At 69.7% G+C, this 25,093-nt stretch carries 20 protein-coding genes and 1 pseudogene; 12 read left to right on the top strand and 9 right to left on the bottom strand.

Annotated features, from left to right (window positions below; all coding sequences use genetic code 11):
* The first annotated feature begins 6 nt into the window (after positions 1-6).
* The 3 genes from AQI70_RS16825 to AQI70_RS16815 are packed head-to-tail and all read left to right on the top strand — an operon-like array spanning position 7 to position 2,567.
* Complete coding sequence (locus AQI70_RS16825; protein WP_062150181.1) at positions 7-1,077, top strand: ABC transporter ATP-binding protein; 1,071 nt, start codon at positions 7-9, stop codon at positions 1,075-1,077.
* Between the two features lie 28 nt (positions 1,078-1,105).
* Positions 1,106-2,224 carry an ABC transporter ATP-binding protein gene (locus AQI70_RS16820; RefSeq protein ID WP_062150178.1) on the top strand — a complete coding sequence of 373 codons (1,119 nt, stop codon included), beginning with the start codon at positions 1,106-1,108 and terminating at the stop codon, positions 2,222-2,224.
* A 37-nt stretch (positions 2,225-2,261) separates the two neighbouring features.
* Entirely contained in the window at positions 2,262-2,567 is a 306-nt protein-coding gene (locus AQI70_RS16815) for a hypothetical protein (protein ID WP_062150175.1), read from the top strand.
* On the opposite strand, the pseudogene AQI70_RS37515 reads toward AQI70_RS16815, so the two are convergent.
* From AQI70_RS37515 to AQI70_RS16775, 8 genes and pseudogenes are all read right to left on the bottom strand, one after another.
* Positions 2,564-3,303 (bottom strand): annotated as a pseudogene (locus tag AQI70_RS37515) (class I SAM-dependent DNA methyltransferase). The gene AQI70_RS16815 and the pseudogene AQI70_RS37515 sit on opposite strands and share 4 nt — an antisense overlap.
* Before the next feature lie 338 nt (positions 3,304-3,641).
* Positions 3,642-4,682: an amidohydrolase family protein gene (locus AQI70_RS16805; RefSeq protein WP_062150169.1), complete on the bottom strand. Its 1,041-nt coding sequence runs from the start codon at positions 4,680-4,682 to the stop codon at positions 3,642-3,644.
* 52 nt (positions 4,683-4,734) lie between these two features.
* The gene (locus tag AQI70_RS16800; RefSeq protein WP_062150166.1) at positions 4,735-5,490 is read right to left on the bottom strand and encodes a metallophosphoesterase family protein; all 756 of its coding nucleotides are present in this window, start codon (positions 5,488-5,490) and stop codon (positions 4,735-4,737) included.
* 164 nt (positions 5,491-5,654) lie between these two features.
* Positions 5,655-6,698 (bottom strand): ABC transporter ATP-binding protein, encoded by a 1,044-nt coding sequence (locus tag AQI70_RS16795; RefSeq protein ID WP_062150163.1) that lies wholly within the window; start codon positions 6,696-6,698, stop codon positions 5,655-5,657.
* Between the two features lie 26 nt (positions 6,699-6,724).
* Complete coding sequence (locus AQI70_RS16790) at positions 6,725-7,762, bottom strand: ABC transporter ATP-binding protein (protein ID WP_062150161.1); 1,038 nt, start codon at positions 7,760-7,762, stop codon at positions 6,725-6,727.
* Positions 7,763-7,811: 49 nt separating this feature from the next.
* Positions 7,812-8,792, bottom strand: coding sequence for an ABC transporter permease (locus AQI70_RS16785; RefSeq protein ID WP_062150158.1), 981 nt, complete (start codon positions 8,790-8,792; stop codon positions 7,812-7,814).
* A gap of 119 nt (positions 8,793-8,911) precedes the next feature.
* The gene (locus AQI70_RS16780) at positions 8,912-10,678 is read right to left on the bottom strand and encodes an ABC transporter substrate-binding protein (protein ID WP_062150156.1); all 1,767 of its coding nucleotides are present in this window, start codon (positions 10,676-10,678) and stop codon (positions 8,912-8,914) included.
* Between the two features lie 81 nt (positions 10,679-10,759).
* Entirely contained in the window at positions 10,760-11,749 is a 990-nt protein-coding gene (locus tag AQI70_RS16775) for an ABC transporter permease (protein WP_062150154.1), read from the bottom strand.
* Between the two features lie 521 nt (positions 11,750-12,270).
* Between AQI70_RS16775 and AQI70_RS16770 the strand changes: the two genes are divergently transcribed.
* The 5 genes from AQI70_RS16770 to AQI70_RS16750 all read left to right on the top strand — a co-directional run bounded on the left by AQI70_RS16770 (position 12,271) and on the right by AQI70_RS16750 (position 18,606).
* Complete coding sequence (locus AQI70_RS16770) at positions 12,271-13,896, top strand: peptide ABC transporter substrate-binding protein (protein WP_062150152.1); 1,626 nt, start codon at positions 12,271-12,273, stop codon at positions 13,894-13,896.
* A gap of 7 nt (positions 13,897-13,903) precedes the next feature.
* Entirely contained in the window at positions 13,904-14,827 is a 924-nt protein-coding gene (locus AQI70_RS16765; RefSeq protein ID WP_062150150.1) for an ABC transporter permease, read from the top strand.
* Positions 14,820-15,800, top strand: a complete 981-nt coding sequence (locus AQI70_RS16760; RefSeq protein ID WP_062150148.1) for an ABC transporter permease — start codon at positions 14,820-14,822, stop codon at positions 15,798-15,800. Before AQI70_RS16765 ends, AQI70_RS16760 begins: the two co-directional genes overlap by 8 nt.
* 744 nt (positions 15,801-16,544) lie before the next feature.
* Positions 16,545-17,528, top strand: coding sequence for an ABC transporter ATP-binding protein (locus AQI70_RS16755; protein ID WP_062150145.1), 984 nt, complete (start codon positions 16,545-16,547; stop codon positions 17,526-17,528).
* Positions 17,521-18,606: an ABC transporter ATP-binding protein gene (locus AQI70_RS16750; RefSeq protein ID WP_062150129.1), complete on the top strand. Its 1,086-nt coding sequence runs from the start codon at positions 17,521-17,523 to the stop codon at positions 18,604-18,606. The genes AQI70_RS16755 and AQI70_RS16750 overlap by 8 nt, the downstream gene beginning before the upstream one ends.
* Positions 18,607-18,777: 171 nt before the next feature.
* Here the strand turns inward: AQI70_RS16750 and AQI70_RS16745 are convergent, their stop codons facing one another.
* Positions 18,778-20,898: a S9 family peptidase gene (locus AQI70_RS16745; RefSeq protein ID WP_062150127.1), complete on the bottom strand. Its 2,121-nt coding sequence runs from the start codon at positions 20,896-20,898 to the stop codon at positions 18,778-18,780.
* Between the two features lie 175 nt (positions 20,899-21,073).
* On the opposite strand from AQI70_RS16745, the gene AQI70_RS16740 reads away from it, so the two are divergent.
* The 4 genes from AQI70_RS16740 to AQI70_RS39805 all read left to right on the top strand — a co-directional run.
* Positions 21,074-21,268, top strand: coding sequence for a hypothetical protein (locus AQI70_RS16740; RefSeq protein ID WP_019755516.1), 195 nt, complete (start codon positions 21,074-21,076; stop codon positions 21,266-21,268).
* A gap of 30 nt (positions 21,269-21,298) precedes the next feature.
* Entirely contained in the window at positions 21,299-22,174 is an 876-nt protein-coding gene (gene mshB / locus AQI70_RS16735; protein ID WP_062150124.1) for an N-acetyl-1-D-myo-inositol-2-amino-2-deoxy-alpha-D-glucopyranoside deacetylase, read from the top strand.
* Positions 22,171-22,572, top strand: coding sequence for a DUF6113 family protein (locus AQI70_RS16730; protein ID WP_062150121.1), 402 nt, complete (start codon positions 22,171-22,173; stop codon positions 22,570-22,572). Before mshB ends, AQI70_RS16730 begins: the two co-directional genes overlap by 4 nt.
* 159 nt (positions 22,573-22,731) lie before the next feature.
* The coding region (locus tag AQI70_RS39805) for a hypothetical protein (RefSeq protein WP_062151877.1) at positions 22,732-25,093 on the top strand (2,362 nt) is incomplete at its 3' end.

Raw genomic sequence — 25,093 nt, 5'->3', positions numbered from 1 at the left:
ACTGACGTGACCACTCTGACCAAGGAGGCCGGCGCCCCGGTCCCGGCCGACGCGGACGCGTTCCTCTCGGTGCGGGACCTGCACGTCAGCTTCAAGACCGAGGACGGCATCGTACGGGCCGTGGACGGGCTCTCCTTCGACCTGGAGCGCGGCAGGACGCTGGGCATCGTGGGGGAGTCGGGCTCGGGGAAGTCGGTGACGAACCTGACGATCCTCGGCCTGCACAACCCGATGTTCACCACCGTCGAGGGCGAAATCCTCCTGGAGGGCCAGGAGCTGACCACCGCCCGGGAGTCCGAGCTGGAGAAGCTGCGCGGCAACAAGGTCGCCATGATCTTCCAGGACCCGCTCACCGCGCTGTCGCCGTACTACACGGTGGGCCGGCAGATCGCCGAGCCGTACATGAAGCACATGGGCGCCTCGAAGAAGGCGGCCTGGGAGCGGGCGGTGGAGATGCTGGGGAAGGTCGGCATCCCCAACCCGAAACAGCGGGCGAAGGACTACCCGCACCAGTTCTCCGGCGGTATGCGGCAGCGCGCGATGATCGCGATGGCGCTGGTCTGCGACCCCGACCTGCTGATCGCCGACGAGCCGACCACCGCCCTGGACGTCACCGTCCAGGCCCAGATCCTGGACCTGCTGAAGGACCTGCAACAGGAGTTCGGCTCGGCGATCATCTTCATCACGCACGACCTCGGCGTCATCGCCGACATGGCCGACGACATCATGGTGATGTACGCGGGCGGCGCGGTGGAGCGCGGCACGGTGAACGAGGTCCTGAGGGCGCCGCAACACCCGTACACCTGGGGCCTGCTGAACTCGATGCCGCGCCTGGACTCGGACCCCAACGCCCCGCTGGCGCCCATCCCCGGCACCCCGCCGTCCCTGCTCAACCCGCCCTCCGGGTGCCGCTTCCACCCCCGCTGCACCTTCCAGGACCGCGTCGGCGGCACCCGCTGTGTCACCGAGGCCCCGTCGCTCGGCCCGGACCGCTCCTCGGCCTGCCACCTGACGGCGGAACAGAAGCGGACGATCTTCCTGGAAGAGATCAAGCCCCGACTGCACCAGCGCCCCTGACCGGCTCAGTCTGAGGAGGACCACGGCTATGACAGAGGACCTCGTCCTCCCCGCCCCACGCGAGGCCGCCGCCGACGCGCCCGGCGAACCGCTGCTGGTGGTGGAAGGGCTCGTCAAGCACTTCCCGGTCAAGGGCGGCTTCCCGATCCGGCGGACCGTCGGCCAGGTGCAGGCGGTCGACGGCATCGACCTGACCGTGCACGTCGGCGAGAGCTTCGGGCTGGTGGGGGAGTCGGGCTGCGGCAAGTCGACGACCGGACGGCTGATCACCAAGCTTCTGGAGCCGACGCGCGGCACGATCTCGTACCGCGGCAAGGACATCACGCACGCCAGGCGCAAGCAGCTGGCACCGATCAGGTCCGAGATCCAGATGATCTTCCAGGACCCCTACTCCTCGCTGAACCCGCGTCAGACCGTCGGCAAGATCATCTCCGGTCCGATGGAGGTCAACGGGATCCACCCGGAGGGGGGAAGGGAGAAACGGGTCAGGGAACTGCTGGAGATCGTCGGCCTCAACCCCGAGCACTACAACCGGTTCCCCCACGAGTTCTCCGGCGGTCAGCGCCAGCGCATCGGCGTGGCCCGCGCGCTGGCCCTGGAGCCGAAGCTGATCGTGGCGGACGAGCCGGTCTCGGCGCTGGACGTCTCCATCCAGGCGCAGGTGGTGAACCTGCTGCAGAAGGTCCAGCGGGAACTCGGCATCGCGTTCCTCTTCATCGCCCACGACCTCGCCGTCGTACGGCACTTCTCGCAGCGCGTCGCGGTCATGTACCTCGGCAAGGTGATCGAGGTCGGCGACCGCGACTCCATCTACACCCGCCCCCGGCACCCCTACACCCACGCCCTGCTGTCGGCCGTGCCCGAGGTGAACGTGGCCGGCGAGGACGTGCCCCAGCGGGAGCGCATCCGGCTGGCCGGTGATGTGCCATCCCCGATCGCGCCGCCCTCCGGCTGCCGGTTCCGCACCCGTTGCTGGAAGGCGCAGGACAAGTGCGCGGCCGAGGAGCCGCCGCTGGTCCGGCTCGCCGGCAACCACGAGGGGCATTTGACGGCCTGCCACTTCCCGGAGGAGCCGACGATCGAGGCTCGGGACAAGGACATCGTGCTGGATCCGGCGCTGGTGGCACTGGAGGAGACGGACGACTGACAGTTGGGATGTCAGTGGCCGGAGGTACGTTGGGCGCATGTCTGTATCTGTTGGCCTCAGCCTCCACGTGTCCGGTCTGCAGCCGGGAGCGGAGACGACGCGTGTCGCCGAGGCGCTGACCGCGTTCCTCACCGAGCACGATCTTGAGAGAGACGTGGTGGTGACCGGGGACGCGGTGGCGGGAGAGGTCTTCGCGGGGAGCGATTACCCGGTCATCGTGACCGGCTTCGGCCGCTGGGCCGACCAGATCGAGCAGGGCTTGCACGACACGGTGCGTGCGATTGCTCCCGCCGCGCAAGCCGACTTCCGGTGGAGCTTCGAGGACGAGGACGAGGCCGGCTAGGAGGCCCTGCGGGCCACGGTGATGATCTCGGGGGCGGCGGGGGTGAGCGGCCCCGCGTCCAGTCGCCGTACTGCTCGACGACGGTGAGGCCGGCTTCGTGGAGGAGGCCGGACAGGGCGTCGGGGCCGAGGAAGCGGAGGGTGGTGCGGCTGACGACGGGGGCCGGCCAGGTGTCGCAGGCGAACGTCTCGGCGAAGGTGACACGGTCTCCGACGACGGGGCCCTCGACCTCGTGCCACACCCGCACGACGCGGCCCTCCCCGTCAGCGACCTGACGCACCCGATCCGGCGTCCATCTCTCCCAGGCCCGCGCGGCCGGATTCCGCGTCTCGAACACGAAGCGTCCGCCGGGGCGGAGGGCGTCGCGCACGCCGCGCAGCGCCTGGCGCAACTCCTCGTCGCGGACGAGCACCTGGAACGCGTGCCCGGTCATCACGACCAGCTCGAACTCCGCTCGCCACCCCCGCGTCCGCAGATCACCGAGCACCCACTCGACGCCGCCGCCGTGCCGCCTGGCCTGTACCAGCATGGCGGCGGCCGGATCGAGCCCCACGAGCCGCCCAGGGTGACCGTCGGCCCGGGCCCGCCGGAGCAACCGGCCCGTACCGCACCCGACATCGAGCACCGAGTCGGCGGACCTCACAAGACCGAGGTAGAAGTCGTCGCCCGTCCCCCACGGATTGAGGGCGTCGTACAGCACGGCGAGCGAGAGATCCGCGAACGACCGATCGACCATCGCGGCAGTGTTTCACAACTGCCGTACACGGGCCGCGATTTCGGGCGCCTCAACGCAGGACCCGCCCTCGCAGCACGATCCGTCGAGGGTGTCGTAGCACTCCGGGATGAGGGTGCGGGTTCGCGTCGCTGACGGCGATGTCGGCGACTCGGCCCAGGACCAGTCCGGGCAGTCCCAGAAGTGACGTGCCGCCCAACTTGCCGCGTCGGCGGCTACGGTGGCGGCGTCGCGGCGGCACTGCAGCCCCGGGGACGTCGTTGACGGTGATGTCGGTGAGTCGGCCTTCGGCCAGTCCGGGCAGTCCCAGGAAGTGGCGCGCCACCAAACCCGCAGGTCCCTCAACGCAGGACCCGCCCCCGCAGCACGATCCGTCGAGGGTGTCGTAGCACTCCCGGCTCCAGGCGTGGGTCCGCGTCGTACACGGTGACGTCGGCGAGTCCGCCCTCGGCCAGTCCGGGCAGCCTCAGGAAGTCGCGTGCCGCCCAGCTTGCCGCGCCCACGGCCGCCTCGGCGGGCAGACCGGCGGCGATGAGGTGTTCCACCTCGGTGGCGACGTTGCCGAAGGGGGCGGAGTCCGTGCCGGCGAGGACGGTGACGCCGGCGTCGTGGGCCTCCCGGACCCGCTGGATCATGATGCGGTGCCCCTCGTGCCAGAGCCGGCCGCGCGGGTTGTCCTTGACGCGGGGCGCGCTGCGGGCGAAGGCGGTGAGGGTGGGGACGTAGGCCGCCCCGTGCGCGGCCATCAGCTCCACGCACTCCTGCGGCATCCCCATGCCGTGCTCGACCGAGTCGACGCCCGCGCGGGCGGCGTTGAGCACGCCCTGGGCGGACTGGCAGTGCGCGGCGACCCGGCCGCCCACCGTGTGCACCGCGTCGGTGACGGCGCGCAGGACGTCGTACGGCACCGGGTCCGCCGCGAAGTCCCAGTCGCCCATCAGCTTGCACCAGCCGTCGTGTGCCTCGGCCTCCGCGACGGCGGCGGCCACGAGGTCGTCGGTGATGGTGTGGAAGTCGGCGCTCTTCGACAGCCCCGCCCAGGCCAGCCAGCGACCGGCGGTGATCATGCGGGGTGCGTCGGGCGCCTCGCGCAGTCCGTCCGGGATCTCCCCGAGCAGCCCCGGGAACCGCAACGCGGTCGTCCCGGCGTCCCGGTGTGCGGTGATCTGTTCGGTGAAGGCCCCGGGGTCGAAGGAGGGTTCGTCCTCGGACGGGGACCCGGGGTGCGTGTGCACGTCGACCAGGCCCGGGAGCAGCCAGCCGCCGTCGGCGACCGTCACCGTCTCGGCCGACGGGCGGTCGAAGGTGATGCGGTCGCCGAGTATCCACAGGTCGCGGGTGGTGCCGTCGGGGAGGAGGGTGCCGCGCAGGTGAAGGCCCATAGTGTCAACGTACCTGCCAGGCTGGGGAGTTGCGGGGGCGGTCGGGTCGCTGTCAGCGTTGCCTGCCGTCGTGGGGTGCGAAGATCGCGCAGGCCTCCTCCTCGGTGGCCCGGGCGTTGAGGACGTAGTCGGCCCACTCCGCGGCCTGCTCGAACGCCGAGTCCGCGGCGATACGGGCGGTCGCGGCCCGCACGTCCAGCAGGGTGCGCCGGAGCTCCACGCCCGGCCCGAGCAGCGCCCAGTGGGCGCCGAGCCTGCCGTACGGCATGCCGACGCTGCCGGGGTTGACGACGAGCCGGCCGGCGGCGAGCCGGGTGAACGGCATATGGGTGTGGCCGCACACCACCGTGGTGACGGCGGGATCGACATCGGCGAGGACCTCCGCCCATCGTTTGGCGGCGGAGTCGACCAGCACCACCTCCTCGTCGTCCCGCGGCGTCGCATGGCAGAAGAGCACCTCACCGAGGCCCTCCACGGCGAGCGTGAGAGAGGTCGGCAACCGCTCCAGGAAGTCGACGTGGTCGTCCCGGAGACTCTCGGCGGCCGACGGGCCGATGGGGTCGGGAATGGACGTACGCAATCCACGCCGGTACTCGACGAGTTCCCGGTCCGCATTGCCCCGGATCCAGGCCACCCGGTCGCCCAGCCCGGTCAACAGGTCCAGGACCTGGGCCGGTTGCGGGCCGCAGGCGATGTCCCCGGTGAGCACGATCAGGTCCGCGGCAGCGACATCGGGTTCGGCGAGGACGGCTTCGACGGCGGGCAGGACGGCGTGGATGTCGGAGAGCACGGCTACTTGGGTCACCATGGGCTCCAGTATCCGCGGGCGCGTCACATGCCGCGCTCGAAAGGCGAGGGCCCGCGCCGGGGAGGCGCGGGCCCTCGTTCCCCTGGAACCGGACGTTCATGGGCTCGGGTCAATGGGCCGGTGAAGGTCCGTTCCGTGAGCGGCGGCCGACGAAAAGGGGTGTGTCAGGCCGCCGTCTGGGGGTCCTTGGAGAGACGGGGCGCGGGGGTCGCCTCGTCCGTCTCCGGGTAGTGGCAGGCCGTGAGGTGGCCGGGCTTGTTGCCCTCGACCTGGACCAGCGGCGGGGCCTCGGTCGCGCACTTCTCCGTGGCCTTCCAGCAGCGGGTGCGGAAGCGGCAGCCGGAGGGCGGGTTGATCGGGGACGGCACGTCGCCCTGGAGGCGGATGCGCTCGCGGGGGGTGTCGTCCACGGTCGCCTCGGGTACGGCGGAGAGCAGCGCCCGGGTGTAGGGGTGGCGAGGGTTGCCGTACAGGTCCTCGCGGTCGGCGATCTCCACGATCTTGCCGAGGTACATGACCGCGACCCGCTGCGAGAAGTGCCGTACGACGGCGAGGTCGTGGGCGATGAAGACGAAGGCGATGCCGAGTTCCTGCTGGACCTTCTGCAGCAGGTTCACCACCTGCGCCTGGATGGAGACGTCCAGCGCCGAGACCGGCTCGTCCGCCACGATCAGCTTCGGCTCCAGGGCCAGCGCGCGGGCCACGCCGATGCGCTGGCGCTGACCGCCGGAGAACTCGTGCGGGAAGCGGTTGTAGTGCTCGGGGTTGAGACCGACGATCTCCAGCAGCTCACGGACGCGCTTCTCGCGGCCGCCGGCCGGGTTGAGGTTGTTGATCTCCATCGGACCGGAGATGATCTTGCCGACCGTCTGGCGCGGGTTGAGGGACGCGTACGGGTCCTGGAAGATCATCTGGATCTCGGAGCGGACCGGCGCCAGCTGCTTGCGGTTGGCGTGCGTGATGTCCTTGCCCTGGTACGAGATCTTGCCCGCCGTGGGCTCCAGGAGGCGGGTGATCAGACGCCCGGTCGTCGACTTGCCGCAGCCGGACTCGCCGACCAGGCCGAGGCTCTCGCCCTCGCCCACCTGGAAGTCGAGGCCGTCGACGGCCTGGACGTGGCCGACCGTGCGGCGGATCGGGAAGCCGCCCTTGATCGGGAAGTGTTTGGTCAGCCCGGAGACGTCCAGGAGGGGAGTGGTGCTGCTCATGGTGGTGAAATCCCGTCTCTTGTACGTCAGTTGGCCGCGCTGCCGGCCAGATCGGTGAAGAACTCGGCGCGCTGGTCGGCGCTCAGGTGGCAGGCGGAGCCACGTCCGTCGACGATCTCCAGCAGCGGCCGCTCCGCGGAGCACAGGCCACCCTCGACCTTCTCGGCGAAGGTGCAGCGCGGGTGGAAGCGGCAGCCCGACGGCGGGTTCAGCAGCGACGGCGGCGAGCCCGGGATCGGGTTCAGCGGCACGTCCACCGGGTGGTCCAGGCTCGGCATGGAGCTCAGCAGGCCCCAGGTGTAGGGGTGCTGCGGGTCGCGCAGCACCTCCTTCTTCGTGCCGCGCTCCACGCACCGGCCGCCGTACATCACCAGCACGTCGTCCGCGATGTCGGCGATGACACCGAGGTCGTGGGTAATGAAGATGATCGACGTGCCGAACTCCTGCTGGAGGTCCTTGAGCAGGTCCATGATCTGCGCCTGGACCGTCACGTCGAGGGCCGTGGTCGGCTCGTCCGCGATCAGCAGCTCCGGGTCGCAGACCAGCGCCATCGCGATCATCGCGCGCTGGCGCATACCGCCGGAGAACTGGTGCGGGTAGTCGTCGACGCGGACCTCCGGCTGCGGGATGCCGACGCGCTTCAGCATCTCGATCGCCCGCTCCCGGGCCGCCTGCTTGGAGCAGCCCGTGTGCTTGCGGTACGTCTCACCGATCTGCTTGCCGATGGTGTGGTACGGCGACAGCGAGGTCAGCGCGTCCTGGAAGATCATCGCCATCTTGTTGCCGCGGAGCTTCTCCAGCGTCCTCTCGGAGGCGCCGTTGAGCTCCTGGCCGTCGAGGACGATCGAGCCCTCGACCTTGGTGCTGTCCGGGTTGTGCAGGCCCAGGATGGTCAGGTTGGTGACCGACTTGCCGGACCCCGACTCACCCACGATGCCCAGCGTCTTGCCGCGTACGAGGTCGAAGGACAGACCGTCGACGGCCTTGACGATGCCGTCCTCGGTCGAGAAGTGCACCTTCAAGTCCTTGATGGAGAGGAAGGGCTGCTGATCGGTGCTCGTCACGGGGACGCTCCAGTGAGGGGTGATGCGGGGTAGCTGGTGGGGGCGGGGGTCAGGCGAGCCTGATGCGCGGGTCGATGAGGGCGTAACAGGCGTCTACCACGATGTTGGCGAGGACCACGAAGGTGGCGGTGACCACCATCACCCCGAGGAGCATGGGCAGGTCGTTGTTCACCACGGACTTGAGGGAGAGCATGCCGATGCCCTGGATGCTGAAGGTCTTCTCGGTGATCATGCCGCCGCCGAGGAGGACGCCCACGTCGACCCCGAAGATGGTGACGATCGGTCCCATCGCGCCGCGCCAGGCGAAGCGGAAGAACACGTTCGGACGGGACAGGCCCTTGGCCCGGGCCGTTCGGACGTAGTCCTCCTGGAGTTGCTCGACCATCTGGGAGCGGGTCATACGGGTGTAGTTGGCGGTGAAGATCAGCGCCAGGATCAGCCAGGGCAGCAGCAGTCCGCTGAACCACGCGCCCGGGTTCTCGGAGAAGGGCGTGTATCCCGGCTGGTCCAGGATCTGCAGCTGGTACACGAAGACGTAGAGGGCCAGCGTGCCCACGAAGTAGATCTGCATCGACGAGGCGACCAGCGAGGCGCTGCTGGCGATCTTGTCGGTGGGCTTGCCCTGCTTCAGGGCCGCCAGCATGCCGGTGCCGATACCGAAGACCAGGAAGACCACGGACGAGCCGAGGAACAGCGAGAACGTCGTCGGGAACCGGTCGAGGATGGTGGCCAGGACAGGCTCGCGGTTGACGAAGGAGTAGCCCAGGCACGGCGCGTCGCAGTTACCGAAGCCCGGGTACTCCCGGCCGAGGAAGATGCCCGAGAGCCAGTGCCAGAACTGGACCGGCATCGGATCCGAGATCCCCATGTTGTGGCGGATCAGCTCCAGCGTCTCCGGGGTGCAGAGCTTGCCGCAGGCGATCCGGGCCGGGTCGCGCGGCACCGCGTAGAAGAGCATGAACGTGACCGCGCTGATGATCAGCAGCGTGATCACGGCGCCGAGGAGCCGGCGGACGAGGAAGCGAAGCATGGGGAGTGGCTTTCCTGGGAGGGCCGTCGTAAGGAGGGGCCGGGCCGGGGTTTCCGGGGGCCACGGTGGACGAGCCGAGGGTGGGGCGGCACGGTGCCGCCCCACCTCTCAGGTGTGGATCAGGACTTGACGTACATCTTGTAGAGCATGCTGCCGTCGAAGTTCGGGTCCATCTTGACGTTGCCGAGCTTGGAGCCGTGCATGTAGATGCGGCGCATGTACACGTCGGGGATGAAGGCGCCGGTCTCGGTGACCTGCTTGTCCAGGGCCGCCCACATCTTGTTGGCCTTCTCCTGGTCGGTCTCGGCGGTCGCGGCCTTGATGGCGGCGTCGACGGCCGGGTCCTTCAGGTGCGAGTAGTTCTGGCCCTGGTCGACGACGTTCTTGCTGTCGAACAGCGGCTGGAAGACCGAGTAACCGGTCGGCCAGTCGGCGGACCAGCCACCCCAGTAGACGTCGAACTGGTTGTCGAGCTTGCCGACCTGGTCGTACCAGGTCGTGGAGTCGATGCCCTTGGTGACGACCTCGAAGCCGGCGGCCTTCAGGGCGTTCTCGACGACGACCTTGATCTTCGCCTGGGTCGGGTCGTTCTGGTAGGCGTAGACGACCTTGTAGCCGCTCTTGCCGGCCTTCTTCAGGATCTCCTTCGCGGCCTTCGGGTCGCCCGCCGGGTTCTTCAGCCTGCCCCAGACGTCCTGCGACTCGTAGCCGGCCACGAGCGGGCTCATGATGCCGGTCGCGTAGTCACCGCGGACCGCGCCACCCTGCAGCTGACGGATCGCGGCGGTCGGCCAGGCCTTGATGAGGGCCTCGCGGACGGACTTGTCCTTGACCCGGCCGGTGTTGATCCAGTAGACGCTGACGCCGTTGCCGAGCTCCGAGAAGACGCGGTCCTTGGCCTCGGTCTGCGCCTTCTGGATGCGCTCCTGCGGGATGGTGCGCCAGCTGGTGGCGTACTGGTCCTTGCCGGCGTCGGCGAGCAGACGGTCGATCGCCGTCAGCTGCTCGATGCCGAAGGTGAAGTCGAACTGGTCCGGGTAGGCGTTGCGGATCGGGTCCGTGGCCGGGTCCCAGTGCTCGTTGCGGACCAGGGTCATCGACTTGTCGGTGACGTGCGACTTGATCCGGTAGGGGCCGTTGGAGAACGGCTTCTTGTCGTAGTCCTGCTTGGTGTCCTTCTTCACCGGGGTCGGCGCGTAGGAGTGCATCGCCAGGACGTAGTTGAAGTCGGGACGCGCCTCGGAGAGGTGGAAGGTGATGGTCTTCCCGCTGGTCTCGATCGACTTCAGGTGCTTGCCGCCGTACGGGCCCGGGTACGACTTGCGGTAGTCCGCCGAGCCGGTCAGCCAGGTCTGGACGTAGAAGGCGCCCTCGGTGATGAAGTTGGCGAAGCAGCGCTCGATGCCGTGGCGGACGTCGTCGACGGTGACGTCGGAGCCGTCCTCCCACTTGATGCCGTCCTTCAGGGTGAAGGACCAGGTCTTGCCGCCGTCCTTCATGGTGCCCGTGTCGGTGGCGAGGTCGCCGACGAGGGTCTGGGAGCCGTCGTCCGCGATCTTGTAGCCGGTCAGGGTGCGGGAGATGACCATCGCCGCGAGCGAGTTCCACGCGTAGTAGATGCGCTGCGGGTCGAGGTGCGAGAAGTCGTCGTCGTTCAGCAGGTAGACGGTGCCGCCCTTCTTCGCGCCGGCGACCTCGGGAGCCGGGCCCTTGGAGTCCTCGGCGGTGCCGATCTTGACGACGGTCGCGTTGGCCTTGGCCGCCTCCTGCTTGCCGCCGCCACCGCTGTTGTTGGTGGTGTCGCCGCTGCTGCACGCGGTCAGCACGGATCCCGCCGCCGCCGCAACGCCCGTGGCTATCAGGAAGTTTCTACGCGAGAAGGACATCGCATCCTGCCTTCGAAATGAGAGTGATGAGAGAGATCCGGCACCCCGGCACCTTCGCCGTGGTCCTGAAATGGGCCGGAGTCAGCGCTTGGTCTTCGGGTCGAGCGCGTCGCGCACCGAGTCACCGAGGAGGTTGAACGCCAGGACGAAGATCACCATGGACACGCCCGGGAAGAGCAGGAAGGTGATGTCGTCCTGGTAGACCTTGGCGGCCTGGCCGATCATGACGCCCCAGTCCGGCGTCGGGTCCTGGATGCCCACACCGAGGTAGGCAAGACCCGCCTCTGTGGTGACCATCGCCGGGAGGTTGAGGGTCGCCTGGATCAGGATCGGCGTCCAGAGGTTGGGCAGCAGTTCCTTGAAGATGATGCGCGCCGGAGAAGCGCCCGTGACCCTGGCCGCCTCGACGAACTCCCGCTCGCGCAGGGCCAGTACCTGGCCGCGCAGCAGTCGGGCGATGGAGGCCCAGCCGAAGACGGTGAGCAGGCCGATGAGGCAGGCGACGGTCAGCCAGGTCGGAGTGTTCTCCTCGGGCGACACGAACAGGGCGAGCACCACGGGGGTGAAGGCCACGAAAAACAGCTGCGAGGGGAACGCCAGCAGGATGTCGATGACCCGGCCGATGAACCAGTCCGTCTTGCCGCCCACATAGCCCGCGGTGACACCGATCGTCACGCCGACGATCACGACGAGGAGCGTGATGGCCGTGCAGATGAGAAGGGAGTTGCGGATCCCGTAGAGCAGGAAGGTGAAGAGGTCCCGGCCGAGCTGGGGTTCGATACCGAACCAGAACTCGCCGTCGATCCCGCCGTTGGGCTTCACGGGGAAGCCGTTGTCGCCCAGCAGCCCCGGGGTGTTGAGCCCGTACGTCGTGTACGGGTCCTTGCCATACAGGTTGGCTATCAGCGGCGCACACAGCGCGACCACGAAGAAGAAGATCACGATGCACGCAGCGATGACGCCCGTGCGGTCCCGCTTGAAGCGTCGCCAGGCGAGCTGTCCCGGGGACTTGCTCTCGTTGCCCGAGTTGGCGGGAGAAGTGATCGACTTCTCGACGCTCTCGTCGGTCACCTCAAGCGGGGCAGCCGCTGATGGAGTTGGGGGGGTCATGGTGCTCCTGGCCCAAGGGAGGGTCTGAGTGACTCCGCAGGGCACGCTCCCCTACGGGCTACGCCGGACTTTTTCAACGCAATTCATTCAAGGTCAATAAATTCTCGGTCGCCTTGGTTGTCTCTTTACGTTCTTTACTATGCCTTGACTATTCCGTAGCTACGCGGGTAGCGCACTGTGATCGAGCTGTGCCTTGACTCGGACTAACTGGACTATTCGGTCAACGAGTTCGATATGCGGACGCCTCAGTGTCGAAATGCGTACATCGGAGGGTCGTAATCCAACGGTTCGGCATCGGATCACGAAGATCCATTGCGGACCGCATCGAAGATCGAGGGGCCCGGGTCGGGGATGTCTGTTTCGTCGCCCGCATGGACGCGTGCATCCGGATGGCGCGATCCCCCAACGGCTGGATTGCATGTGCGGTATGTCCGCCTTGCCCCGATATTTGCTCGTAACGGATCGTCAAGAGGAGGCACTCCATGCGCGCAGCCACGCACGCCAGATGGGCCGCATGCGCGGTGGCGGTAACGCTCGCGGCGACGGCCTGCGGAGGCGGGGGTGGCAGCGGTGGCGACAGCGGCGCGGTGCTCAGCTCCTCATGGACCGATCCACAGAACCCGCTGGAGCCGGCCAACACCAACGAGGTGCAGGGCGGCAAGGTGCTCTACATGATCTTCCGCGGGCTGAAGCAGTACGACCCGAAGACCGGCGAGGCCGAGGACATGCTCGCCGAGAAGATCGAGACGTCCGACTCGCGGAACTACACCATCACCATCAAGGACGGCTGGACCTTCAGCAACGGCGAGAAGGTCACCGCCAAGTCCTTCGTGGACGCCTGGAACTACGGGGCGAGCCTGAAGAACAACCAGAAGAACGCCTACTTCTTCAGCTACATCGAGGGCTACGACGAGGTCCACCCGGAGAAGGGCGAGCAGAAGGCCGAGACGCTGTCCGGCCTGAAGGTCGTCGACGACCGGACCTTCACCGTCCGGCTCAGCCAGAAGTTCTCCAGCTTCCCCGACACCCTCGGCTACAACGCCTTCGTGCCGCTGCCCCGGGTCTTCTTCGACGACCACGCCGGCTGGCTGGCCAAGCCCGTCGGCAACGGCCCGTACACCGTGGAGTCGTACACCAAGGGCTCGGAGATGCGCCTGACGAAGTGGGACGCCTACCCGGGCGAGGACGCGGCCCAGAACGGCGGCGTCACCCTCAAGGTGTACACCGACAACAACACCGCCTACACCGACCTGATGGCCGGCAACCTCGACCTCGTCGACGACGTACCGGCCCAGCAGCTGAGGAACGTCCAGAACGACCTCGGCGACCGGTACCTCAACACCCCGGCCGGCATCATCCAGACCCTGTCCTTCCCCCACTACGACAAGAAATGGAACAAGGACGGCTCGGACAAGGTCCGCAAGGGCCTGTCCCGGGCGATCGACCGTGAGCAGATCACCGAGACCATCTTCCAGAAGACCCGCACCCCCGCGACCGACTGGACCTCACCCGTCCTCGGCGAGGACGGCGGATACAAGGAGGGGCTGTGCGGTGAGTGGTGCGAGTACGACGCCGACGAGGCGAAGAAGCTCATCGAGGAGGGCGGCGGGCTGCCCGGCGGCCAGGTGAAGATCACGTACAACGCGGACACCGGCTCCCACAAGCTGTGGGTGGACGCCGTCTGCAACTCCATCAACAACGCCCTGGACAACGACCGGGCCTGCGTCGGCAGCCCGATGGGCACCTTCGCCGACTTCCGCAGCCAGGCCTCGACGCAGAAGCTGTCCGGGCCCTTCCGGGCCGGCTGGCAGATGGACTACCCGCTGATCCAGAACTTCCTCCAGCCCCTCTACTACACGGGCGCCTCCTCCAACGACGGCAAGTGGTCCAACGAGGAGTTCGACGAGCTCGTCGACGAGGCGAACGCCGAGACCGACGTGGCCAAGGCCGTCGAGACCTTCCAGAAGGCCGAGGAGGTCGTACGGGACAACATGGCGTCCATCCCGCTCTGGTACCAGAACGGCAGCGCCGGCTGGTCGGACCGGCTGTCGAACGTGGCCCTCAACCCGTTCAGCGTGCCCGTCTACAACGAGATCAAGGTCGGCTGAGCCCGTCATGGGGCGGTACGTCGTCCGGCGCCTGCTGCAGATGATCCCGGTGTTCATCGGGTCGACCCTGCTGATCTTCCTCATGGTGAACGTGATGGGCGACCCCATCGCGGGCCTGTGCGGCGACCGGCAGTGCGACCCGGCGACGGCCGCCCAGCTGCGGAAGGAGTTCGGCCTCGACAAGCCCGTGTGGCAGCAGTACCTGACCTACATGGGGAACGTCTTCACCGGAGACTTCGGTACGGCGTTCAACGGCCAGGAAGTCACCGAGCTGATGTCCACGGCCTTCCCCGTCACCATCCGGCTCACCATCGTGGCGATCCTCCTCCAGATCATCATCGGGATCACCCTGGGGGTCGTCACCGGCCTGCGCCGCGGCCGCCCCGTCGACACCGGCGTCCTGCTGGTCACCCTCGTCGTCATCTCCGTCCCCACCTTCGTCACCGGCCTGCTGCTCCAGCTGCTGCTCGGCGTCGAGTGGGGATGGATCCGGCCGTCCGTCTCCTCGGCGGCGCCCTTCGACGAGCTGATCGTCCCGGGCCTCGTCCTCGCCTCCGTCTCCCTCGCGTACGTCACCCGGCTGACCCGCACGTCCATCGCCGAGAACCGGCGCTCCGACTACGTCCGTACGGCGATCGCCAAGGGCCTGCCGAGACACCGGGTCGTCACCCGGCACCTGCTGCGCAACTCCCTCATCCCGGTCGTCACCTTCATCGGCGCCGACATCGGCTTCCTGATGGGCGGCGCGATCGTCACCGAGCGGATCTTCAACATCCACGGCGTCGGCTACCAGCTCTACCAGGGCATCCTGCGCCAGAACACACAGACGGTCGTCGGCTTCGTGACGGTCCTGGTCCTCGTCTTCCTCCTCTGCAACCTGGTCGTCGACCTCCTGTACGCCGTACTCGACCCGAGGATCCGCTATGCCTGACCAGTCGTTCCAGTCCGAGGGTGCGATCGCCGGCACCGGTATGGGAGGCGCGATGGACCTGGCCACGAGCGAGGCGGAGACCCTGGAGAAGACTGCGGGCGGCCCGGCGGGCACCGGCCCCGCGGGCAGACCCCGCAGCCTCTGGTCCGACGCCTGGCGCGACCTGCGCCGCAACCCGGTCTTCATCGTCTCGGGCCTGATCATCCTCTTCCTGGTCTTCATCTCCCTGTGGCCCTCGGCGATCGCCTCCGGCAGCCCCCTCAAGTGCGACCTCGCCAAGGCCCAGCAGGGTTCCGGACCCGGCCATCCCTTCGGCTACGACGGCCAGGGCTGCGACGTCTACACCCGTACGGTCTACGGCGCCCGTACGTCCGTCGCGGTCGGCGTCTGCGCCACGCTCGGGGTCGCGATCCTCGGGTCGGTCCTCGGCGCGCTCGCCGGGTTCTTCGGCGGGCTGGGCGACTCGATCCTGTCCCGCATCACCGACGTCTTCTTCGCCATCCCGGTCATCCTCGGCGGCCTGGTCCTGCTGTCCGTGGTGACCAGCAACTCCGTCTGGCCCGTCATCGGCTTCATCGTGCTGCTCGGCTGGCCGCAGATCTCCCGCATCGCCCGCGGCGCCGTCATCACCGCCAAACAGAACGACTACGTGCAGGCCGCCCGGGCCCTGGGCGCCTCCAACTCCCGCCTCCTCCTCCGCCACATCGCGCCCAACGCCATCGCCCCGGTGATCGTCGTCGCGACGATCGCGCTCGGCACGTACATCGCCCTGGAGGCGACCCTGTCCTACCTCGGCGTCGGCCTGAAACCCCCGAGCGTGTCCTGGGGCATCGACATCTCCGCCGCCTCCCCGTACATCCGCAACGCTCCCCACGCCCTGCTGTGGCCGTCCGGCGCGCTGGCGATCACGGTCCTGGCCTTCATCATGCTGGGCGACGCGGTGCGCGACGCCCTGGACCCGAGGCTGAGGTGAGGACGTCGTGGCGGCGCGGTGCGGGAGAGGGCTGGGGGTGGGGAAGGCGGTCTTGTGGTCGTCCGGTGCGCCGGGGGGCAGGGCGTCGGCGTGCGTCAGGGGCGGTCGGCGGTGCTCGTGGCGGTGGCCGTGCCTGGTGGGTGGGGAGGCGGTCTTGTGGCCGTCCGGTGCGCCGGCGGTCACGGCATCGGCGTGCGTCAGGGGCGGTCGGCGGCGGTCGTGGCGTTGTGGTGGCCGTGCCTGGTGGGTGGGTGAGGCGGCGGTGTCACGCCCCGCATGGCTCGTCGTCGCCGTGGCCGCCGGACGCCCCGGCGATCAGGGGTCCGGCTTCGCCCCGCTCGGCGACGCGGTGCGCTGCGGGCCACGTCCCGTCGGGTGGTGCGGCCGGGCCGTTCGGCGGCTTCGCCGCGCCGGCGGGTGTCGGTCGGCGGTGCGGTATCCGGCTTGTGTGGCCCCGGTTCATGTGGGTCGGTGCGGTCGGGTGTCGGTTGGCGGTGCGGCATCTGGTCTGTGTGGCCCCGGTTCATGTGGGCGGGTGCGGTCGGGTGTCGGTTGGCGGTGCGGTTCCTGGTCTGTGGGGCCCCGGTTCATGTGGGTCGGTGCGGCCGGATGTCGGCCGCCGATCCGGTGCCCGGCCTGTGTGGCCCCCGGCCACGCGGATCGGCGCCGTCCTGATGTCCGTACCACTCGGCGGGACGCCCTCCGCGCGACGCCCTCGATCCGAAGCTGAGGTGAGCCGGCGGCATGTTGCTCGAAGTGCGTGATCTGCACGTGGAGTTCCGGACCCGGGACGGCGTCGCCAAGGCCGTCAACGGTGTCGACTACGGCGTGGACGCCGGTGAGACGCTCGCCGTGCTCGGGGAGTCCGGGTCCGGGAAGTCGGTGACCGCGCAGGCGGTGATGGGGATCCTGGACATGCCGCCGGGGCGGATCACCGGGGGCGAGATCCTCTTCCAGGGGCGGGACCTGCTGAGGCTGAAGGAAGAGGAGCGGCGCAAGGTCCGCGGTGCCGAGATGGCGATGATCTTCCAGGACGCCCTGTCGTCGCTGAACCCCGTGCTGACCGTCGGGGACCAGCTCGGCGAGATGTTCGTCGTGCACCGGGGCATGTCGCGGAAGGACGCGCGCGCCAAGGCCGTCGAGCTGATGGACCGCGTGCGCATCCCGGCCGCCAAGGAGCGCGTCCGGCAGTACCCGCACCAGTTCTCCGGCGGTATGCGCCAGCGCATCATGATCGCGATGGCCCTCGCCCTGGAACCGGCGCTGATCATCGCCGACGAGCCCACCACCGCCCTCGACGTCACCGTCCAGGCCCAGGTCATGGAACTCCTCGCCGAGCTGCGGCGCGAGTACCGGATGGGGCTCATCCTGATCACCCATGACCTCGGCGTGGTCGCCGACGTGGCCGACAAGATCGCGGTGATGTACGCGGGCCGGATCGTCGAGTCGGCGCCGGTCCACGACATCTACAAGGCCCCCGCCCACCCGTACACCCGGGGCCTGCTGGACTCCATCCCACGGCTGGACCAGAAGGGCCGGCAGCTCTACGCCATCAAGGGCCTGCCCCCCAACCTCATGGACATCCCGCCGGGCTGCGCCTTCCACCCCCGCTGCCCTCTGGCTCAGGACGTGTGCCGGACGGACGTACCGCCGCTGTACGAGGTCACCGACTCGGACGCGGACCGGGGCAGCGCCTGCCACTTCTGGAGGGAGTGCCTGCATGGCTAGTGCCCCGGCCACCGCGTCGGCCGAACCGATCCTGGAGGTGAGCGGGCTGTACAAGCACTACCCGCTCACCCAGGGCATCCTCTTCAAGAAGCAGGTCGGCTCGGTGAAGGCGGTCGACGGCGTCGACTTCACGCTCCGCCGCGGCGAAACCCTCGGTATCGTCGGTGAGTCCGGCTGCGGCAAGTCGACGGTCGCCAAGATGCTGGTCAACCTGGAGCGGCCGACGGCCGGTTCGATCAAGTACAAGGGCGAGGACATCACCAAGCTGTCCGGCCGCGCCCTGAAGGCCGTACGCCGCAACATCCAGATGGTCTTCCAGGACCCGTACACCTCCCTCAACCCCCGGATGACGGTGGGCGACATCATCGGGGAGCCGTACGACATCCATCCCGAGGTGGCCCCGAAGGGCGACCGGCGCCGCAGGGTGCGGGAGCTGCTGGACGTGGTCGGTCTGAACCCCGAGTACATCAACCGCTATCCGCACCAGTTCTCCGGCGGCCAGCGCCAGCGCATCGGCATCGCCCGGGGGCTGGCGCTGCGCCCGGAGGTCATCGTCGCCGACGAGCCGGTCTCCGCGCTGGACGTCTCGGTCCAGGCCCAGGTCATCAACCTGATGGACCGCCTGCAGAACGAGTTCGACCTCTCCTACGTCTTCATCGCCCACGACCTGTCCATCGTCCGGCACATCTCCGACCGGGTGGGGGTGATGTACCTCGGGCGGATCGTGGAGATCGGCAAGGACGCCGAGATCTACGACCACCCCACGCACCCCTACACCCAGGCGCTGCTCTCCGCGGTCCCCGTCCCCGACCCGGAGGCCCGTGAACACCGCGAGCGCATCATCCTCGCGGGCGACGTCCCGTCCCCGACGAACATCCCCTCCGGCTGCCGCTTCCGCACCCGCTGCTGGAAGGCACAGGAACGCTGCGCCCAGGAGGTGCCGGCGCTCGTGGTGCCGCCGCATCTGCGGGGGCGGGGCGGGCCCGAGGCGCACGACTCGGCGTGCCACTTCGCGGAGGCTGGGTCCGTCATGCGCTCCGCGCCGGGGCAGGTGGTTCCGACGGAGGCGGAGTCATAGCCGCACAAACGCACATGAACTGCGTTAACACGCAGGCAACTTGGCCGACCCGATTCCGATATACGGACGCGTCAGGCTGAACAGCGTACGGCCGTGCGGGTGCCGTAAACGGACCGGGGTGCGCCATGTCACCCCGGTCCGTTGCTGTCCGGGCGTGTCGTCCGTCGCTGTCTAGGCCGGCCCGAGCGACCGCTTCAGGAAGTCGAGCTGGAGCAGCAGCAGGTTCTCCGCGACCGTCTCCTGCGGGGTCATATGGGTCACCCCGGACAGGGGCAGCACCTCGTGCGGGCGGCCGGCGGCGAGCAGGGCCGAGGACAGGCGCAGGGAGTGGGCGACGACCACGTTGTCGTCCGCCAGCCCGTGCACGATCATCATCGGGCGGTGCGGCTCGGCCGGATCCACCAGGCCCGCGTCGTCGATCAGGGAGTTGCGCCGGTAGACCTCCGGCTGTTCGGCCGGGTGGCCGACGTAGCGCTCCTGGTAGTGGGTGTCGTACAGGCGCAGATCGGTGACCGGTGCGCCGACCACGGCCGCGTGGAAGACATCCGGGCGGCGCAGCACCGCGAGCCCCGCCAGATAGCCGCCGAAGGACCAGCCGCGGATGGCCACGCGGGTCAGGTCGAGCGGGAACCGCTCGGCGAGCGACTGCAGTGCGTCGACCTGGTCCTGCACCACGATCGCCGCGATGTCGTCCTTGACCGCCTTCTCCCACGCGGGCGAGCGCCCCGGCGTGCCGCGACCGTCCGCGACGATCACCGCGAAGCCCTGGTCGGCGAACCACTGCGAGGTGAGATGCGGATTGTGCGCGGCCACCACCCGCTGGCCGTGCGGACCACCGTAGGGATCCAGCAAAACCGGAAGAGGTTCATCCCCTTGGTGGTTCTGAGGCAAGAACACGGCGCACGGGATGCGACGTGCGCCCCCCTCGGTGAGGGTCATGCGCGGTGACATACCGGGATCTTCGGCATACGACCGGACCGTCGCCGCCGGCTTCCCGTCCCGCAGCACCTGAACCTGCGACCCGGGCCGGCCGGGCGTGTGGGACACCAGCACCGTCACGCCCCCGGCGCGCGCCGCCGAGTGCACGCCGGGCTCCTGCGACAGGCGCTCCACGCCGAGTTCGTTCACCCGATACACATGCACTTCACCGATCTCCGGCTCGGCCGCCGCCTCACCGGCCGACGCCGAGACCAGCACGTCGTCGTCGGAGACGTCCAGGACCGCACGGACATGCAACTGCGGTCCGGTCAGCGGGCGTTCGCCCACCGTGAGGACCCGCGCGCCGCCCTCGTCGGCGATGCGCACCAGGTGGCCGGAAGGGCTCCAGCAGGGCACGCCGGCGAAAAGTTCCAGCCATTGTGGATCTTCGTCTGCGTGCACCATCCGGGTCGCCCCCGTCGCCGGGTCCACGGCCAGGAACAGCTGGCTGCGCTGATCCCGCGCCTGGACGAGAATCAGTGGCGCACCCGCCGCTGACCAGTGCACTCGCGCCAGATACGGGTAGCGCGCCCGGTCCCAGGCGACCTCCGTACGCACCCCGTCCAGGCCGATCACGAACAGCCGTACGTCCGCGTTCGCGGTTCCCGCCGCCGGATACGCCACCCGCTGCGGCTGGCGCTCCGGACGGGCCGGATCGGAGATCCACCACCGCTGCACCGGCGTGTCGTCCGCGCGCGCCACGAGCAGCCGGTCCGACTCCGGGCCCCACCAGAAGCCCCGATGGCGCCCCATCTCCTCGGCGGCGATGAACTCGGCCAGCCCGTAGGTGACCCCGTCCGACTCCGGCTCGGCGAGCGCACGGTCACCCTCGCCCTCGGCGCCCACCACCCGCAGGGCGCCCCTCGTGACGTACGCGATGTGCCGTCCGTCGGGGGAGGGGCGCGGGTCGATCACCGGTCCCGGGACCGGGAGTTCGCGTGCCGTGCCGGCCCGCAGCTCCGCCGTGAAAAGCCGCCCTGACAAGGCAAAAGACGCCAACTCGACGGCCGTGTCGGTGGCATACGCGACGATGCCGGCACCGCCCTCACGGCTGCGCTCGCGCCGCGCGCGCTCCTCGGGCGAGAGGGCTTCGGAGGTGCCGCCCAGGAGGGCGCGCGGGTCGGCCGCCACGCGCTCCCCGCGGTCCACCGTGTCGAGGACCCACAGCGAACTCGCCGGGTCCGTACCGGAGGTGGAGCGCAGGAACGCGACACGGCTGCCGTCGGGCGCCACCGTGAACGCGCGCGGCGCGCCGAGCGTGAACCTCTGGGTGCGGGCGTGCCGTCGGGGGAAGGAGACAGGCTCGGTCGTCATGCCCCGACCATATTGGCCAGTGCGCCCCCTTGTGCGGCTGTGCGCCGATCGATGCGCACGTACGGATAGTTATGATCACAACCGCATAGTGGGTATGAACCTGCTGGCTGCTGCATGGATTTATCTGCCCCCATAGTCCGACCCCCGCGCCTGGGATTCTTGGAGGTGAGCCGCCGTGGCACTCTCGATTTCGGCGGTGGTGCTGCTGGCGATCATCGTCTTCCTGCTGATCAAGAAATCAGGCCTGAAGGCCGGGCATGCGGTCGTCTGCATGCTGCTCGGCTTCTATCTGGCCTCCTCGACCGTCGCTCCCACCATCAGTGAGCTGACGACGAACATCGCGGGCATGATCGGCAGCATCAAGTTCTGAGCTCCCCGGCCGCCTCGTAGGGTGGGGTCCATGACGGACCTTTCCGCCCGGCGTCTGCTGCTGGTGCACGCGCACCCGGACGACGAGTCGATCAACAACGGCGCGACCATGGCCAAGTACGCGGCCGAGGGTGCCCACGTGACCCTGGTCACCTGCACCCTCGGCGAGCACGGCGAGGTCATTCCCCCCGCGCTGCGCCACCTGACCGGCACCGAGCTCGGCGAACACCGCCTCGGCGAGCTCACCGCCGCGATGCGCGAGCTCGGCGTCGAGGACTTCCGTCTCCTCGGCGGCAAGGGCCGCTACGAGGACTCGGGGATGATGGGCATCGCCGACAACGACGACCCGGCCTGTCTGTGGCAGGCGGACGTCGACACGGCGGCCCGGGACCTCGTCGAGGTGATCCTCGAAGTGCGCCCCCAGGTCCTCGTCACCTACGACCCCGACGGCGGCTACGGCCACCCCGACCACATCCAGGCCCACCGCATCGCCATGCGCGCGGCCGAGCTGGCCGCCGACGCCGGGTGGGAGATCCCCAAGATCTACTGGAACCGTGTCCCGCGCACGGTCGCCGAGGAGGCCTTCGCCCGGCTTCGGGCGGATCTGCCCGGGCTGCCGTTCGGCAAGGCCGCCACCGTCGCCGACGTACCCGGTGTCGTCGACGACGAGCGGATCACCACCGTGATCGACGGCACCGCGTACGCCGCCGCCAAAGCCGCCGCGATGCGGGCGCACGCCACGCAGATCGACGTGGCCGAGCTGTACTTCGCGCTCTCCAACGAACTCGCACAGCCCCTCTTCACCACCGAGTACTACGAGTTGGTGCGCGGGGAGCGGGCTGCGCGGGAGGAGTCCGACCTGTTCGCCGGTGTCGCCGGTGCCGTCACCGTGAAGGAGGCGTCATGAGCTCGATGCCCGCCCAGCCGCTGAAGCGGCCGTCCGGCCCGCGGGTCCTCGCCTACCTCGGGCTCTTCGTGCTCGGCGCCGTGGTCGGGGTGGCCGGGGCGCTGGTGCAGCCCGCGTGGTTCCCGGGCGGCCTGCTGCTCGCGCTCGCCGGCGAGGCCGGGCTCTGCCTGGGCGCCGCCCGGGCGACGGGCAGCCGCGCCGGGGCCGTGGCGCCCGCCGGTGGCTGGATGGTCACCGTCATCCTGCTCACCGCCAGCCGTCCGGAAGGCGACTTCGTCTTCGGCACGGGCGCCGCCTCCTACCTCTTCCTGCTCGGCGGCATGGCCGTGGCTGTGATCTGTGCCACCCTCACGCCGCTGCGGCAACCCGGTGGCGACGGCGTCCGACTTGGCAAGTGACGTACCACTTCTCCACCAGGCGCTCGTGCGAGTCCCGTGTGGGTTTCCCATGCGGTCATGGGATACGGGCCAGAAGTGGCCAGTATGGTGGTGCGCGCCGCCGAGCCGCCCGAAGCAATGAGGTCGAACGGGCGGCGGAGCCAACCGGGAGAACCTGCCTTGAGTCGTGAAACTGACACTCCGTCCTCCGGGCCCAACGGGAGCGGCGGAGCCGCCTACCCCTCGGGCACGCCGCCGTACGGGACCCCCATGGCTTCCGACAGCGGTGCGGGCGCGGGCCGTTCGGCCACGCAACCGGAGGAACGCAAGACCGAGACCACGCTGACGACCCGGATCCGGATCAACATCCCAGGATCGCGGCCCATTCCGCCGGTCGTCGTGCGCAAGCCCGTCACGGACGCCGAGGGCGCCGGCGACAGCGTGGACACCGAGCCGCCGACGCCCTCCGCCGCCACGTCCACCTCCACGGGCACCGTCGCGTCCCCGGCCGAACCCACGGGCCGGGCGGAGGAGAAGACGAGCGACTGGTTCGCGCCGCGCAAGTCCGCGCCGACCAAGGGCGGTCAGGGCGGCACGCCCGCCAACGGGACAGGTCTGCCAGGCGGTTCGGGCCCCGGTGCGGGCGGCTCGGGGGGCGCGGGCACGGGTGCCGGTGCGCCCGGTGGTGCGCGTCCGGGTGCTGGTGCCGGTGCAGGTGCCGGTGCAGGGCGGCCCGGCGGTGTCGTCGGTTCGATGAGCGTGCCCGGCGGCTCCCGTCCCGGTGGCCCGAACGGCGCGGGGCTCCCCGGCGCGACCGGCGGCCCGGTGGCTCCCGGGCACGGCGGCGGCACCGGTTCCTTCGACGTGACCGAGGCGCTGGCGGCCGGCCCGCTGGGCGGCGGCAACGGCTCCCGCCCCGGCGGCGAGGGACGCCGTGACGACCTGCCGTACTTCTCGGAGAACGGGAGCGGCGGCCAGCACGGCCAGCACGGTCAGAACGGCTACGGCCCCCAGGGCGGCCCCGACGGCTTCGACCCCTCCGCCGACTTCAACGGCCCGAGCGACTTCGGCGGCCATGGCGGCCGTGGCGGCCAGGGCGGCCCGCAGGGTCCCACGGGCCCGACGACCGGCCCGGTCACCGGCGACGGCCCGGCGGTGCCGCCGGTCGCCGGCGGCGGACTCGGGCCGGGTGGTCCGGGCGGTCCGGGGCGCCCCGGTGGACCGGGCGCTCCTGGGAGCGGCCCGGGCAGGCCCGCCGACCGCGGTGGCCCCGCCGGTCTGGGCGGTCCCGGCGGTCCCGGCGGCCCCGGTGGCCCCGCCACCGCCCTGCACACCACGGGCCACGGCCCCGGCGGCGGTCTGAGCGACGACACCGCGATCCTCACCCCGCAGAAGCCGGCCCCCGAGCCCGGCGGCCCGCACTACGGCGGCGTCGCCGACAACGTCTCCGGCCACACCGTCACCAGCGGCATCCCCGTCATCCCCCCGGGCACCCACTCCGGCCCCTTCGGCCCGGGCAGCACCGACGCACCCGGGCCGCACACGCCCCCTAAGCTGCCCGAACCGGCCGCGCCGAGCGCTCCGGCCGCCCGCGCGCCCAAGAAGAAGGGCCGCAACAAGCTGGCGCTGATCGGCGGCGGCGTGATCGTCCTCGCCGGTGGCGTCTACGGCGCAGGCCTGCTGATGAACCACTCCGACGTGCCCAAGGGCACCACCGTGCTCGGCGTCGACATCGGCGGCGGCACCCGCGACGAGGCGGTGAAGAAGCTCAACGACGCCTTCGACGAGCGGGTCGGCAAGCCGCTGAAGCTGTCGGTGGGCGGCAAGACCGTGACGCTGGAGCCGGACAAGGCCGGGCTGCAGTTCGACATGCAGCAGACCGTCAGCACGGCCGCCACCAGCGACTACAACCCGGTCTCGGTCATCGGCTCGCTCTTCGGCAACCAGCGGGTCGTCGACCCGGTCATGCCCACCGACGAGGAGAAGCTGCACGCCGCCCTGGAGGACGCCTCCGGCGGCTCCGGCTCGGTCACCGACGGCACGATCAGGTTCGAGTCCGGCAAGGCCGTCGCCGTCTACGGCAAGCCGGGCAAGGGCATCGACGTCGCCAAGTCCACCGCGGCGGTCGAGGAGGCCTACCGCACCCAGGTCGAGACCGGTGCGAGCGACCCGGTGACCGTCCCGACGACCACCCAGCAGCCGACGGTCTCGAACGCCGAGGTCGACCGGTTCATGAAGGAGTTCGCCGAGCCGGCGATGTCGGCGCCCGTGACGGTTCAGGCGAAGGGGGCGAGCCCACTCCTCATGAGCCCGGAGAAGTCCCTGTGGAAGTTCCTCCGGGTCAAGGCCGTGGGCGGCAAGCTCGTCGAGGCTCCCGACCTGAACGCGCTGAAGCAGCTGTACGGCGGCGCCTTCGACGGGGTGCTGATCACCCGGGGCAACGGCAAGAAGACGGCGGTCACGCCCCAGGACGTGTACGGCGCCCTTGCCGAGGCGCTGAAGAGCAAGACCAACCGCGTGGCGGTCATCGACACGAACCCCA

Source organism: Streptomyces curacoi (genome assembly GCF_001513975.1).
Taxonomy (GTDB): domain Bacteria; phylum Actinomycetota; class Actinomycetes; order Streptomycetales; family Streptomycetaceae; genus Streptomyces; species Streptomyces curacoi.
The sequence above is the reverse complement of the archived record's forward strand: the minus strand, read 5'-3'. Positions and strand labels throughout refer to the sequence as shown.

Bases quoted from the DNA above. Each gene is read 5' to 3' on its own strand.
- AQI70_RS16820 (WP_062150178.1), top strand. From the start codon at position 1,106: ATGACAGAGGACCTCGTCCTCCCCGCCCCACGCGAGGCCGCCGCCGAC.
- AQI70_RS16815 (WP_062150175.1), top strand. From the start codon at position 2,262: ATGTCTGTATCTGTTGGCCTCAGCCTCCACGTGTCCGGTCTGCAGCCG.
- AQI70_RS16805 (WP_062150169.1), bottom strand. From the start codon at position 4,682: ATGGGCCTTCACCTGCGCGGCACCCTCCTCCCCGACGGCACCACCCGC.
- AQI70_RS16800 (WP_062150166.1), bottom strand. From the start codon at position 5,490: ATGGTGACCCAAGTAGCCGTGCTCTCCGACATCCACGCCGTCCTGCCC.
- AQI70_RS16795 (WP_062150163.1), bottom strand. From the start codon at position 6,698: ATGAGCAGCACCACTCCCCTCCTGGACGTCTCCGGGCTGACCAAACAC.
- AQI70_RS16785 (WP_062150158.1), bottom strand. From the start codon at position 8,792: ATGCTTCGCTTCCTCGTCCGCCGGCTCCTCGGCGCCGTGATCACGCTG.
- AQI70_RS16780 (WP_062150156.1), bottom strand. From the start codon at position 10,678: ATGTCCTTCTCGCGTAGAAACTTCCTGATAGCCACGGGCGTTGCGGCG.
- AQI70_RS16770 (WP_062150152.1), top strand. From the start codon at position 12,271: ATGCGCGCAGCCACGCACGCCAGATGGGCCGCATGCGCGGTGGCGGTA.
- AQI70_RS16765 (WP_062150150.1), top strand. From the start codon at position 13,904: ATGGGGCGGTACGTCGTCCGGCGCCTGCTGCAGATGATCCCGGTGTTC.
- AQI70_RS16760 (WP_062150148.1), top strand. From the start codon at position 14,820: ATGCCTGACCAGTCGTTCCAGTCCGAGGGTGCGATCGCCGGCACCGGT.
- AQI70_RS16755 (WP_062150145.1), top strand. From the start codon at position 16,545: ATGTTGCTCGAAGTGCGTGATCTGCACGTGGAGTTCCGGACCCGGGAC.
- AQI70_RS16750 (WP_062150129.1), top strand. From the start codon at position 17,521: ATGGCTAGTGCCCCGGCCACCGCGTCGGCCGAACCGATCCTGGAGGTG.
- AQI70_RS16745 (WP_062150127.1), bottom strand. From the start codon at position 20,898: ATGACGACCGAGCCTGTCTCCTTCCCCCGACGGCACGCCCGCACCCAG.
- mshB (WP_062150124.1), top strand. From the start codon at position 21,299: ATGACGGACCTTTCCGCCCGGCGTCTGCTGCTGGTGCACGCGCACCCG.
- AQI70_RS16730 (WP_062150121.1), top strand. From the start codon at position 22,171: ATGAGCTCGATGCCCGCCCAGCCGCTGAAGCGGCCGTCCGGCCCGCGG.